Source organism: Pseudomonas syringae pv. tomato str. DC3000, from assembly GCF_000007805.1.
Lineage (GTDB): Bacteria > Pseudomonadota > Gammaproteobacteria > Pseudomonadales > Pseudomonadaceae > Aquipseudomonas > Aquipseudomonas avellanae.
The window spans coordinates 5,950,259-5,963,129 of the sequence record NC_004578.1; the positions used below are offsets into that span (position 1 = coordinate 5,950,259).

Here is a 12,871-nt window from a genome sequence, read left to right on the forward strand (position 1 = left end):
GCGCGAACCGATTGTCGGTTTGTCATCAAACTGTTCGTAATACCGTAAAATTTTTGTCTCTGGAGTGAGCACAATGGCCTATTGGCTGATGAAGTCAGAGCCTGACGAATTCTCGATCAGCGACCTGCAACGACTGGGCAAAGCGCGCTGGGACGGCGTGCGCAACTATCAGGCGCGTAATTTTCTGAGAACCATGGCAGAGGGCGACGAATTCTTTTTCTACCATTCCAGTTGCCCGGAACCGGGAATTGCCGGTATCGGCAAAATCGTCAAAACGGCTTACCCAGACCCCACCGCACTGGACCCCGACAGCCATTATCACGATGCCAAGGCCACTACCGAGAAAAACCCGTGGAGTGCCCTCGATATCGGGTTTGTGGATATCTTCAAGAACGTACTGGGGCTGGGTTATCTGAAACAGCAAAGCCAGCTTGAGCAACTGCCTCTGGTGCAAAAAGGCAGCCGACTGTCAGTCATGCCAGTTACCGCCGAACAATGGGCGGCGATCCTGGCACTGCGCTGACAGAGACTTACTGAACGATGAAGTTATTGAACAGCAAGTCTTCGACAATCGGCTTGCCTTCTTCATCATTCATGACGCGCTGAACCTGCTTGAGCGCTTCCTGACGAATGTTTTCCTTCGCTTCTGCGCTGCTCATCGAATCAACCGTCTGCTGAGTAAACAGCGACACCAGTTGATTGCGAATCAAGGCGTCATTGCGCTTCACCGCCGCCTCGGCATCGGCACCGGTTACGCGCAAGGCGATGTCTGCCTTGTAGACGCGCAGCTTGGGGCCACCATCCAGCGCGTAGTTGCCCACGAACGGCGGCGTCAGCGACACATAAGCCGCTTTGGGTGGGCCACCTTCTTCCTTGGCCTCTTCCTGCGCCATGACAGGCAATGACAAGGCCAGCAATACCAGAATCCACGCTTTCACAGTCCACTCCTTAATACGGTTTGCCACGTAGCTTACAGCTTATGTGTGCTTATCAGGCAGGGCCATGCTTGTTGACCCGGGAACCCGCTTAACTGACTTTATCGGCCATTACCGGAAAAGGAATAGCCCGATGAAAGCCCTGTTATGCAAAGCCTTCGGTCCTGCCAGCACGCTGGTGCTGGAAGACGTGCCCAGCCCCGAGATCAAAAAGAACGAAATCCTCCTTGATGTGCACGCTGCCGGGGTCAACTTCCCTGACACGTTGATCATAGAAGGCAAATACCAGTTCAAACCACCCTTCCCTTTCTCACCGGGTGGCGAGGCCGCAGGCGTGATAGCGGCCGTCGGGGAAAACGTCAGCCACCTTAAACCCGGCGACCGCGTGATGGCCCTTACCGGCTGGGGCAGCTTTGCCGAGCAGGTCGCCGTGCCTCACTACAACGTATTGCCGATCCCGGAAAGCATGGACTTCACCACCGCCGCTGCATTCAGCATGACTTACGGCACCTCCATGCACGCCCTCAAACAACGCGCCAACCTGCAACCCGGCGAAACCCTGCTGGTGCTCGGTGCATCCGGTGGCGTGGGTCTGGCCGCCGTGGAAATCGGCAAAGCCCTCGGCGCCCGCGTCATCGCCGCCGCCAGCAGCTCCGAGAAACTTGAAGTCGCCAGAAACGCAGGCGCGGACGAACTGATCAACTACAGCGAAACCAGCCTCAAGGACGAAGTCAAACGCCTCACCCAAGGCAACGGCGCCGACGTGATCTACGACCCGGTCGGCGGCGACCTCTTCGACCAGGCCATCCGCACCATCGCCTGGAACGGCCGCCTGCTGGTCGTCGGCTTCGCCAGCGGCCGCATCCCGGAACTGCCCATCAATTTGGCCCTGCTTAAGGGCGCTTCGGTGGTCGGCGTGTTCTGGGGCTCGTTTGCGCAGCGACAATCGCAAGATAATGCAGCGAACTTCACGCAGTTGTTTGCATGGTTTGAAGAAGGGAAGTTGAAGCCGCTGGTATCGACGGTTTATCCGCTGGAAAGGGCTGGGGAGGCGATTGATTTGTTGGGGGGGCGCAGGGCTGTGGGGAAGGTGGTGGTTTTGGTTAATTAACACTCGTAATACAGTATGAAGCAAAAAATATTTATGTATCACAATGACGGAGAAAAAGCGGATTAATTAGTCGCCATACAGCTAATAAGGAGAACTGTATGGCAGATGAGCAAGAAAAACATATATATGTAAAATACTGGCCTATTCCAGACTTAGGGTCCGCAGACCGGGCAGCGGCCGAGGCAGCTGCTAATAAAGCGAGTGGTGGAGGTAATTCAGGCTGGAGCATTGGAATCGGTGGTGGCGGCGGCGGACCCAGCACTACCGGCCTAGGCCCAGGGCGCGGTCGCCGAAGAGGTATCACTAATAAACAGCTGAGACGTCTATTAAGGCAACAAGAGGCAGAGGCGCATGCGTTGGCCCAGCGGCAAGCGGCAGAACACGCGGCTCATCTCGCACGAGTAGAAGCTGAGGCGCATGCTCGGGCAATGGCGGAAGCCGCCGAGCGAGAGCGCGTTGAAACGCAGGTACGCGCACAGGCCGAAAAAGATCAGGCACATCGACAGGCTCTTGAAACACTGACAGCGTCCTATCCCTCGTTACAATCTGGATTGGCACAAAACTACTTACTGGCTTCTGCATCGCTGCCAAATGATCTTCAAAAAGAAATAGCGTCAGGTCATGATCTAAATGCTGATCCCCCACGCGACGAGCAGACTCTTGAGCTGATACTTCAGAAAAAAACCAGGGTTAACTATTTACTTGCAATCAAACAACCGTTACTGGACGAGCGTCGCGCTCAGGCTCTGAGTCTCACCGGTCAAGAGCTTGACCATGCTACACAAAAAGACCACCTGAACTATCTGGTGTACTACAGCCAGGGTGATCCTCCACGTGTGCAGCAGGCCCATGAAGCGTGGGTAAACGCTTTATCTCAAACCTACGAAGCAAAGCTTCTTGCCGAGTCGGTCACGCTGCTCAATGAACAATCAGCAGCGCTTTCCATGCGCCATGCTGAACTGTCGCTGGCCAATAAACCGGCGAGTCAGGAAGCACGACAGGCCGCTGGCATCGACAAGTTGTGGTCAGTTATTGCCCCCGCGTCAACCACCACCGCAGCACCAGGCATCAGAACCGTTGCGACCAACATCGCGAAGGATCAACTCATCAGGATTGCGACCAGAACATTGGGCAGCAATCTGGTTACGTTGCTGGCGATGTATCCACAACCGTTGGGCGACGCAGAACTGCCGCCCGCCGTTATCGCCACACCTCTGTCGCAGCTCAACCTGCCGCCGCATATCGATCTGCACTACCTTGCCAGCGTCAAAGGCACGCTGGATGTGCCTCATCGACTGACATCCGATGAAGCTGGCACAAGCGCTACACGCTGGGTAGCTACGGACGGTGTGAAAGTTGGTACCAAGGTTCGCGTAAGAACTTTCACCTATAACGCACAGAACAATTCCTACGAGTTTATCCGTGACGGGGAATCGACACCGGCACTGATATGGACGCCAATAGCACAACCAGCGGACAGTTCGACAAGCTCACCCGCAGGGCCACCCGCTTTGCCGGTAGATCCAGGCAACGTGGTGACACCTTTTGTACCCGAGCTTGAAGCTTACCCGGCGATTGATCGAGATGATCCTGATGATTACATTCTCATATCGCCGATTGATTCAGGGCTGCCTAACACTTACCTGTTGTTCAAGGACCCGAGGTCGATTCCGGGGGTTGCGAGTGGGTATGGTGAGCCGGTGACTGGAGTTTGGCTAGGGGACAGAACGCGTGCAGAAGGCGCATCGATTCCGACGCATATTGCAGATCAACTGCGCGGACGACGATTTGGTGATTTTGCTTCACTGAGGAAAGCAACCTGGATAGCCGTAGCCGATGATCCCGAGCTAGGGAAACAGTCTACTCAGAATAACCTTGAAATAATGCGAGGTGGTGGTGCGCCCCACCCTAAACTCAGCGACCAAGCCGGAGGCCGTACGAGATTTGAAATCCATCATAAAAATTATATTTCAAAAGGCGGCGCGGTTTATGACATCGACAACTTGGTTATTATGACATCAAGGCAACATATTGATCATCACAGGAGCCAAAAAAATGATCTTTAAAGAAAAGCTAGAAGATTACACCGAAGAAGAATTCCTGGAATTTTTGAGGGGACTCTCTTCTCAACATATTCAACTTCATGGTGATGAGTTTGTTAAGCACATGGATCGTTTAGTTAAGCACTTTGTAAAGGTGACAGAGCATCCAGCGCAAACAGACGTAATCTTTTATCCCGAGGAAGGTCAGGAGGACACCCCGGAGGGTATTTTAAAAACAATCAAAGAATGGCGAGCTGAAAATGGCAAGCCGGGATTCAAACGCTAAATACCCAATATACCATTGGCTAGACATTATAAAAAAGGAAATTATCCATGGAAGAACTACGTCATCACCTGCAGCAACTGCCTGACTTCTTGCAAGCAGAGCTTGCTGCTCAGGTTGGCGACTGGGGCGGATCGGAATATATCGACATAACCGATCGACATATACACGCTCTCAATCAGTTGATTACGAACAAGCGCGCTCCGTTACGTCAAGATCATATCGACAACATACCTATTGAGTTAGATGCTACTCCGTGGACAAAGTCAGATATAGAAATGAACGCTCGACTGAACTCTCTTAATCTTACTGGCATCATACCTATCGACTTTTTCTCGATGACGGTGTACGCGCAGTTTCACATGGAAAGCATCCGTTTTTTAAACGAACTCAAGACCCAGCTTGAATCTTTGCACGCTCGAATTAAAGAACAGCACCGGCAGCACGTTGAGCGTCTTGCTCAAGAGGCCGCAAACCGTCAAGCCCAAGAAGCCGCACAACGCCAAGCCGAAGAAGAAGCGCGCGCGAGCCGAGGCGGAAGAGGCGGCTCGCCGACTCGCGGAAGAACAGGCTGCGCAGCAGGGAGCCATAGAGGCAGCGTTCCAGCTTGCACAGCGTCAGGTTGAAGAGACCGAGCATGCGTTGGCCCTACGCAATGCCGAGGAAGCTCGCGCTACAGAGGCCGAATCCCTCCGAGTGATTGAGGTAACGTTCGGGCCTGAGGCGTCGCGAGAAATCGATAATGCGATCAAGGTGCTGAGAGGCACTATCGAAATCGCGATCACCGACTTCTCGAATACGATCAGCGCTCACGGGGCGTTCGACATGAGTCAGCTTGAAGCGATTCAAAATATGAGCGCAACTCACTAACCGCTCACCAACAGTGCGGGGACCAAGGCATGAATGCTTTGGTCCCGGCAATTCGCTAACGCGCCCCACGCTTACAGCGCCTTCCTCACACTCTCCGGCAAATAATCAACATACCTGCGCATCGGATTTTTTTGACATTGAGCGACGATGCCCGGCGTCGCTTCCAGCAGCTCAAGAACCAGGGCCTGACGCTCGTCCAGGGTGAGAAACTGCTCTATGACCGGACTGCTCGACAGGTACAGTTCTGTGCGCATCAGCGCATCCGGTTTGACGTCCTTGCGCCATTTGCGTCCCTCGAACATTTCTGTATTCAACTGCCAGCACAACACCTGCTTCAGCTCGACATTGGATGCCAGCGGCGGGTTGGTATGTGGCCGCCCCGCCCAAAGCAACCCCGTAATCATCATGCAACCCAGCACGCAGCTCATTCGCTGCCCTCCGCTTGCTCGGCCAACCCGACCATCAACGTCTTGATCGGCGTCGGCAGATAGTCGCCGTACAGACGATCGGGATTGCTTCGGCAATTGCTGACCATCATCGGTATCGCGGCGCCCAGTTGCTCAAGCAGGACCTGGCGTTGGGGCTCGCTGCGCAGGTGGGCAACATGGCTGCCGAACAGCGCCTGCCCGGTTTACCAGAACACGTCGACCTTACTCAGCGGTTCCTTGGGATAGTCCTGGCGGGCGGATTTCACTTCGTGGTTCAGGTAGCCGCAGCGGATGTTGCCCAGGCCCACGGTCACTTCGGTGTTGAAGCGCCGATAGCCGTGGGAACCAAAAATGACGGGCACGGTGATCGTGGTCATGGGCGGCGCGCCGACTGTCCCGACCCAGGGTTTATAGCGCCATTGGCGGAGTGCCTGCTCCACTACTGCGGCGAGCTGCGGATGCCCGCTCTCGATCGCTCTGGCTTCACGAACCTGCCCGTCGGATTTGATCCACAGCTGGGCGCGGACCTTGCCTGCATAGCGGGTCTTGACCAGCTCAGGCGGAAAAACCGGTGTCGGCGTGTATATCGGCACCAGAAATGGCTCTGCAGCGCCGACGGGAGGGGCCAGTGCTGCGGCAATCATGAACGCGGTGATTCTCATTGTTGTAGGGGCTCATCGTCGTGGTGCACCTCCAGGGCGCAGTGATGACGATGGTATGAACCTGCCGACACATCAGTCAGCACACGACTTCCGATACGCCTGTAGGACCCATCCCAAACAATTGAAACACCTGTAAACATTTACGCAATGTTCGTAAAACAACAGCTGATTGCCTGCATTTCCTACAAAGAATCAGCCCGGAGGCACTGCTTTTTTCTGTAATGAAAATGTAATATTCGCATTCGCAAAAACAACAATAATCAGGAGCTTCTCCATGTTCGGGTTTTTCCGCCCCGCCAGGCACCAGGCACCCCTCCCCGAAGAAAAAGTCGATAGCACCTATCGACGCCTGCGCTGGCAGATTTTCGCAGGCATCTTTATCGGTTACGCCGGCTACTATTTGCTGCGCAAGAATTTCTCGCTGGCGATGCCGTATCTGATCGACGAAGGCTACACGCGTGGCCAACTGGGCGTGGCGATGTCTGCCATTGCGATTGCCTACGGCTTGTCAAAATTCCTCATGGGGATCATTTCCGACCGATCCAACCCGCGTTACTTTCTGCCGTTCGGCCTGCTGGTGTCTGCCGGGATCATGTTCATCTTCGGCTTCGCGCCGTGGGCGACGTCCAGTGTCACGATCATGTTCGTGCTGCTGTTCATCAATGGCTGGGCACAGGGCATGGGTTGGCCGCCGAGCGGGCGGACGATGGTGCATTGGTGGTCGCAGAAAGAGCGCGGCGGTGTTGTGTCGGTGTGGAACGTGGCGCACAACGTCGGCGGCGGCCTGATCGGTCCGCTGTTTCTGCTGGGTATGGGCTGGACAAACGACTGGCATGCAGCGTTCTATGTGCCGGCGGCAGTTGCGCTGCTGGTGGCGGTATTCGCCTTCGCCACGATGCGTGACACTCCGCAATCGGTGGGTTTGCCGCCCATCGAGCACTACAAGAACGATTACCCGGAAGGCTACGATGAGAGCCACGAGGAAGAATTCAGCGCTCGGGAAATCTTCGTCAAGTACGTGCTGCGCAACAAATTCCTGTGGTACATCGCCATGGCCAACGTGTTCGTTTACCTGCTGCGCTACGGCGTTCTGGACTGGGCCCCGACCTACCTGAAAGAAGCCAAGCACTTCACGGTCGACAAGACCTCATGGGCTTACTTTCTGTACGAGTGGGCAGGTATTCCGGGCACGCTGCTGTGCGGCTGGATGTCGGACAAGATCTTCAAGGGCAATCGCGGCCTGACCGGCATGGTGTTCATGTTTCTGGTGACCATCGCCACGCTGGTGTACTGGCTGAACCCTGAAGGCAACCCGACCGTCGACATGATCGCGCTGGTGTCCATCGGCTTCCTGATCTACGGCCCGGTGATGCTGATCGGCTTGCAGGCACTGGAACTGGCCCCCAAGAAGGCGGCGGGCACGGCAGCGGGCTTTACCGGGCTGTTTGGCTATCTGGGCGGCTCTGTCGCGGCGAGCGCTGCGATGGGCTACACGGTTGACCACTTCGGCTGGGATGGCGGCTTCGTGCTGCTGATCGGCGCGTGCATCCTGGCGATGGTGTTTCTTGCGCCAACGCTGCGGCACAAACAGGTCGCCAGTACGTCCCGCGACATCAAACGCTGATCACGCAGTCTCTGACTTGCAGCGCTTGAGCCGCGCCTCCAGATTCAGGTCTGGCATGGCGTGGCTACGCAGCGCCTTGGCGGTCTGTTCCACGTAATCGCGAGTGGTCCCGTAACGTCCGCTCGCGCTGGCCAGCACCTGGCTGAGCACGCTGTCTGGCAGGTTGCCCGCATAGCTGGGCAAATGCCGCTCCAGCACGAACCCCAATGCCTGTACCTTTCGGCCGTCCTCAAGGCGGCAGTTGAGCCAGTGCGGCCGGTATGAGGGATAAGGCATTTCGCGCTCCCACAAAGCCAGCAGCGACTTCTCGAGGCAATCATCCGGCAGCCGATAGGCGAAACCGGTGCATGAGCCGCCCCGGTCCAGCCCGAATACCAGGCCGGGTACTTCCGGCGTGCCGCGATGTTCGTGCGACCAAAGGTAAAGCCCGCGGTGATAACCGTGCACTCGGCCGCGCTGGCTCTCTACGGCGGTGCACTCGGGACGCCAGATCAGCGACCCGTAAGCGAACAGCCAGACCGGACCGCCCTTATGGCGACGCATGGTGGCGCTCATGGATGCGAGCAGTTGCTCGCGGGTAAGCTGTGGGCCCATGTCGATGATGGGCGGGTACGTCAGACCGAGGCCGTCATGCACTGCAGCGGCCAACTCGTTGATTGGGTTCTCCATTTGCCTCCCTGACAGTCTGGCTGTCAGTTTTTACCGAGCCCCGCTGACTCGCTCATGGGTGAGCGGCATCAGGGTGTCGTGGTTCGGTTGTTGCTACAGACCACAGGCCTGTCTTTTCAAAAAGGCATCTGGCGACTCGTGACATCGCCAGAAGCTATAAGCAGTTGTAGCAATTTACACTCCAGTTATACAGCCGTCAGTCCGGCATCACGGACGTGGTGCGTAGGCAAACACGTCTGCGCGCATTTGATGCGCATCCATACCGGCACTGACAAGCGCGTCCAGCGTCCCGTAGATCATTGCCGGCGAACCGCTGGCGTACACGTGAACCGCCGAGAGATCCTTGATGTCCTCGCAAACTGCCTCGTGCAGCAGGCCGCAGCGCCCTTCCCAACCGCACAGATCGCTGACGACCTTGTGCAGGAACAGGTTCGGCAGGGTTGCCCACTCATCCCAGTGGCTGACCTGGTAAAAATCCTCGGGGCGACGCACGCCCCAGTACAGGTGCACAGGATGACTAAAGCCTGTGGAGCGACAGTGTTCCAACAAACTGTTCATTTGCGCCATGCCCGTACCGGCAGCGATCAGCACCAAAGGCCCGTTCGGCAACTCGGCAAGGTGGGTGTCGCCAAACGGCAGTTCGACCCGCGCCATTTTATTGCGTTGCAGTTGTTCGATAAGGCTGCGTGCGCTGTCTTCGCGGGCCAGCACGTGCAGCTCCAGCTCACGACCGCTGTGCGGCGCTGATGCGATGGAAAACGCCGACTTCTCGCCGTTCTCCCGCTCGATCATCAGGTACTGCCCGGCGTGATAGCGCGGCGGTTTGCCGGCCGGCGCGCGCAGGCCCACACGCCAGACGTCGCCACCGATCTCGACACACTCGCTCAACTGGCAGGCAAAACTGCGTACCGGCAGTTCACCTTTGGCCAGCACGCCATCCCACAGCACGACGCACGCTTCCAGCGGTTCGGCCACACACGTATGAATCTCGCCGTGGTCGAGCACCTGCCCCGACTGCATGACCCGGCCTTCGACCAGCAAGGCCGAGCAGACATGGCAGTTACCGTTGCGACAGCTTTGCGGGCATTCATGGCCCAGCCGCTGTGCAGCATCCAGAATCCGCTCGCCCGGCAGGGTTTCGAGTACCGCACCCGAGGGCTGCAAGGTTACACGCATCAGTCTATTCCCAACTGAGTCCAGATCTCGTCCACCCGGCGCGTGGTGGCTTCGTCCTTGACGATCGCCCTGCCCCATTCGCGGGTGGTTTCCCCTGGCCATTTGTTAGTGGCATCCAGGCCCATTTTTGATCCCAATCCAGACACCGGAGAGGCAAAATCGAGGTAATCGATGGGCGTGTTGTCGATCATGACCGTGTCGCGCTTGGGGTCCATGCGGGTGGTGATGGCCCAGATCACGTCATTCCAGTCACGCGCATTGATGTCGTCATCGGTGACGATCACAAATTTGGTGTACATAAACTGGCGCAGGAACGACCAGACGCCCAGCATCACGCGCTTGGCATGGCCGGGGTACTGTTTCTTGATAGTCACCACCGCCATGCGGTAAGAGCACCCCTCGGGCGGCAGGTAGAAATCGACGATTTCCGGAAACTGCTTCTGCAGAATCGGCACGAACACTTCGTTCAGCGCCACACCCAGGATAGCCGGCTCGTCCGGTGGACGCCCGGTGTAGGTGCTGTGGTAGATCGGCTTGATGCGGTGGGTGATGCGCTCGACGGTGAGCACCGGAAAGCTGTCGACTTCGTTGTAATAACCGGTGTGATCGCCGTAGGGGCCTTCGTTGGCCATCTCGCCCGGATGAATCACGCCCTCAAGCACGATTTCGGCACTGGCTGGCACTTGCAGGTTGCTGCCACGGCACTTGATCAGCTCGGTGCGCGAGCCACGCAGTAGCCCGGCGAAGGCGTATTCGGACAGGCTGTCGGGCACCGGCGTCACGGCACCGAGAATGGTCGCCGGGTCCGCGCCCAGTGCGACGGCCACCGGATAAGGCTCGCCAGGATGCTTGACGCACCAGTCGCGGAAGTCAAGCGCGCCACCGCGATGGCTGAGCCAGCGCATGATGATCTTGTTGCGGCCGATGACCTGCTGGCGATAAATACCGAGGTTCTGCCGCTCCTTGTTCGGGCCTTTGGTCACGGTCAGGCCCCAGGTGATCAGCGGCGCGACATCGCCCGGCCAGCAGGTCTGCACCGGCAACATGCCGAGATCGACGTCATCACCCTCGATGACGATCTCCTGGCAGGGTGCATCCTTGACGACCTTGGGCGCCATGGCGATGACTTTGCGGAAGATGGGCAGCTTGGACCAGGCATCTTTCAGGCCTTTGGGCGGCTCGGGCTCCTTGAGAAACGCAAGCAACTTGCCGATTTCGCGCAGCTCGGTGACGGCTTCCGCGCCCATGCCCATGGCCACGCGCTCCGGCGTGCCGAACAGGTTGCCCAGCACCGGAATATCAAAGCCAACCGGGTTTTCAAACAGCAGGGCCGGGCCTTTGGCGCGCAAGGTACGGTCACAGATTTCAGTCATTTCCAGCACAGGCGAGATCGGCATCTGAATGCGTTTCAACTCTCCGCGCTGCTCCAACTGCTGCACGAAATCCCTTAGATCTTTGAATTTCATTAACCCGGCCATTTATCCAAATAGACGCACATCGTACCTGCTCCCGCCCTCCAAGGCAGCAAATCCACGGCGCACAGGCAAAAAAAATGGTGCCCCGAAGGACACCATTTTTTGAGCCAGCCTGTCTGTTACTTGCGTTTCATGGACAGGAAGAACTCGTCGTTGGTCTTGGTCTGCTTGAGCTTGTCGATGAGGAACTCGATAGCCGCGACTTCGTCCATCGGGTGCAGCAGCTTGCGCAGGATCCACATGCGCTGCAACTCGTCATCAGCGGTCAACAGCTCTTCGCGGCGTGTGCCGGAGCGGTTGATGTTGATGGCCGGGAACACGCGCTTCTCGGCGATCTTGCGATCCAGAGGCAGCTCCATGTTGCCCGTACCCTTGAACTCTTCGTAGATGACTTCATCCATCTTCGAACCGGTTTCAACCAGTGCGGTGGCGATGATAGTCAGCGAGCCGCCTTCTTCGATGTTTCGCGCAGCACCGAAGAAACGCTTTGGCTTTTCGAGTGCGTGAGCGTCGACACCACCGGTCAGTACCTTGCCGGAGCTCGGGATGACGGTGTTATAGGCGCGCGCCAGACGGGTGATGGAGTCGAGCAGGATAACGACGTCTTTCTTGTGCTCGACCAGGCGCTTGGCCTTTTCGATCACCATTTCGGCAACCTGTACGTGACGGGTTGGCGGTTCGTCGAATGTCGAGGCAACCACTTCGCCGCGCACGGTGCGCTGCATTTCGGTCACCTCTTCCGGGCGCTCGTCGATCAACAGAACGATCAGATGCACTTCCGGGTTGTTACGCGTGATGTTCGACGCGATGTTCTGCAGCATGATGGTCTTGCCCGCTTTTGGCGGAGCAACGATCAGACCACGCTGACCTTTACCGATCGGTGCACACAGATCGATCACACGACCGGTAAGGTCTTCGGTGGAACCGTTACCGGCTTCCATCTTCATGCGGATCGTCGGGAACAGCGGCGTCAGGTTTTCGAACAGAATCTTGTTCTTGGCGTTTTCAGGACGATCGTAGTTGATCGTGTCGACCTTGAGCAGAGCGAAATAACGCTCACCTTCCTTGGGTGGACGGATCTTGCCAACGATGGTGTCGCCGGTACGCAGGTTGAAACGGCGGATCTGGCTAGGGGAGACGTAGATGTCATCCGGGCCGGCCAGGTAGGACGCGTCTGCAGAGCGCAGGAAACCGAAGCCGTCCTGGAGAATCTCCAGCACGCCATCACCGGATATTTCCTCGCCACTTTTGGCGTGCCGTTTAAGCAGGGAAAAAATGACGTCCTGCTTACGCGAACGGGCCATATTTTCGATGCCAGCCTGTTCGGCCATTTCGAGCAATTCGGTAATCGGCTTTTGCTTGAGTTCAGTCAGATTCATATGGGGAATGACGTAATCATGTATGGAGGGGGAAATTAAGCTTTTGGCTTAATGAGGCCGCGCCGCAGAAAAGGCGACAGGATCGCGTACTAAATCGAAAGGAGAGCGTCGGCGACGGCTAGCAGGGGGCAACGGAGAAGCCGTTGCGGGGCCGAATGTACCACCTGATTTTCCAGGCGTCTAGTACGACACCCGAAAAAAACCCCGCTATTTGCGG

Annotated in this window: 10 protein-coding genes and 3 pseudogenes; 6 read left to right on the forward strand and 7 right to left on the reverse strand. The window is 57.0% G+C overall.

The features are described 5' to 3' along the window. Nucleotides 1–73: 73 nt before the first annotated feature. Nucleotides 74–523, forward strand: coding sequence for an EVE domain-containing protein (locus tag PSPTO_RS27020; protein ID WP_005765622.1), 450 nt, complete (start codon nt 74–76; stop codon nt 521–523). 7 nt (nt 524–530) lie between these two features. Here PSPTO_RS27020 and PSPTO_RS27025 read toward each other — a convergent pair whose 3' ends face one another. Continuing rightward, nucleotides 531–938 (reverse strand): flagellar basal body-associated protein FliL, encoded by a 408-nt coding sequence (locus tag PSPTO_RS27025; RefSeq protein WP_002551568.1) that lies wholly within the window; start codon nt 936–938, stop codon nt 531–533. A gap of 130 nt (nt 939–1,068) precedes the next feature. Between PSPTO_RS27025 and PSPTO_RS27030 the strand changes: the two genes are divergently transcribed. From PSPTO_RS27030 to PSPTO_RS27045, 4 genes and pseudogenes are all read left to right on the forward strand, one after another. Beyond that, nucleotides 1,069–2,046: an NADPH:quinone oxidoreductase family protein gene (locus PSPTO_RS27030; RefSeq protein WP_011105383.1), complete on the forward strand. Its 978-nt coding sequence runs from the start codon at nt 1,069–1,071 to the stop codon at nt 2,044–2,046. A gap of 98 nt (nt 2,047–2,144) precedes the next feature. Next, nucleotides 2,145–4,112 (forward strand): S-type pyocin domain-containing protein, encoded by a 1,968-nt coding sequence (locus PSPTO_RS27035; RefSeq protein ID WP_011105384.1) that lies wholly within the window; start codon nt 2,145–2,147, stop codon nt 4,110–4,112. Continuing rightward, entirely contained in the window at nt 4,102–4,374 is a 273-nt protein-coding gene (locus PSPTO_RS27040) for a bacteriocin immunity protein (RefSeq protein WP_011105385.1), read from the forward strand. Before PSPTO_RS27035 ends, PSPTO_RS27040 begins: the two co-directional genes overlap by 11 nt. Nucleotides 4,375–4,421: 47 nt before the next feature. Beyond that, nucleotides 4,422–5,241, forward strand: a pseudogene (locus PSPTO_RS27045) (hypothetical protein). A gap of 71 nt (nt 5,242–5,312) precedes the next feature. Here PSPTO_RS27045 and PSPTO_RS27050 read toward each other — a convergent pair. Further along, a pseudogene (locus tag PSPTO_RS27050) lies at nt 5,313–5,621 on the reverse strand (energy transducer TonB); the annotation flags it as partial. Between the two features lie 44 nt (nt 5,622–5,665). Beyond that, nucleotides 5,666–6,331: pseudogene (locus PSPTO_RS27055) on the reverse strand (energy transducer TonB). Between the two features lie 274 nt (nt 6,332–6,605). Here PSPTO_RS27055 and glpT point away from each other — a divergent pair. Then, nucleotides 6,606–7,955 carry a glycerol-3-phosphate transporter gene (gene glpT / locus PSPTO_RS27060; protein WP_005768419.1) on the forward strand — a complete coding sequence of 450 codons (1,350 nt, stop codon included), beginning with the start codon at nt 6,606–6,608 and terminating at the stop codon, nt 7,953–7,955. On the opposite strand, the gene PSPTO_RS27065 is transcribed toward glpT, so the two are convergent. The 4 genes from PSPTO_RS27065 to rho all read right to left on the reverse strand — a co-directional run bounded on the left by PSPTO_RS27065 (nt 7,956) and on the right by rho (nt 12,654). Then, nucleotides 7,956–8,624 (reverse strand): gamma-glutamylcyclotransferase, encoded by a 669-nt coding sequence (locus PSPTO_RS27065; protein ID WP_005737044.1) that lies wholly within the window; start codon nt 8,622–8,624, stop codon nt 7,956–7,958. It abuts the gene before it with no gap. 207 nt (nt 8,625–8,831) lie between these two features. Next, nucleotides 8,832–9,800 carry a CDP-6-deoxy-delta-3,4-glucoseen reductase gene (locus PSPTO_RS27070; RefSeq protein WP_005768422.1) on the reverse strand — a complete coding sequence of 323 codons (969 nt, stop codon included), beginning with the start codon at nt 9,798–9,800 and terminating at the stop codon, nt 8,832–8,834. Further along, nucleotides 9,800–11,266 (reverse strand): 4-hydroxy-3-polyprenylbenzoate decarboxylase, encoded by a 1,467-nt coding sequence (ubiD, locus tag PSPTO_RS27075; protein WP_005768425.1) that lies wholly within the window; start codon nt 11,264–11,266, stop codon nt 9,800–9,802. Before ubiD ends, PSPTO_RS27070 begins: the two co-directional genes overlap by 1 nt. 128 nt (nt 11,267–11,394) lie before the next feature. Further along, on the reverse strand, nt 11,395–12,654 hold the full coding sequence (rho, locus tag PSPTO_RS27080) for a transcription termination factor Rho (protein WP_002551560.1): 1,260 nt from the start codon (nt 12,652–12,654) through the stop codon (nt 11,395–11,397). Nucleotides 12,655–12,871: the final 217 nt, after the last annotated feature.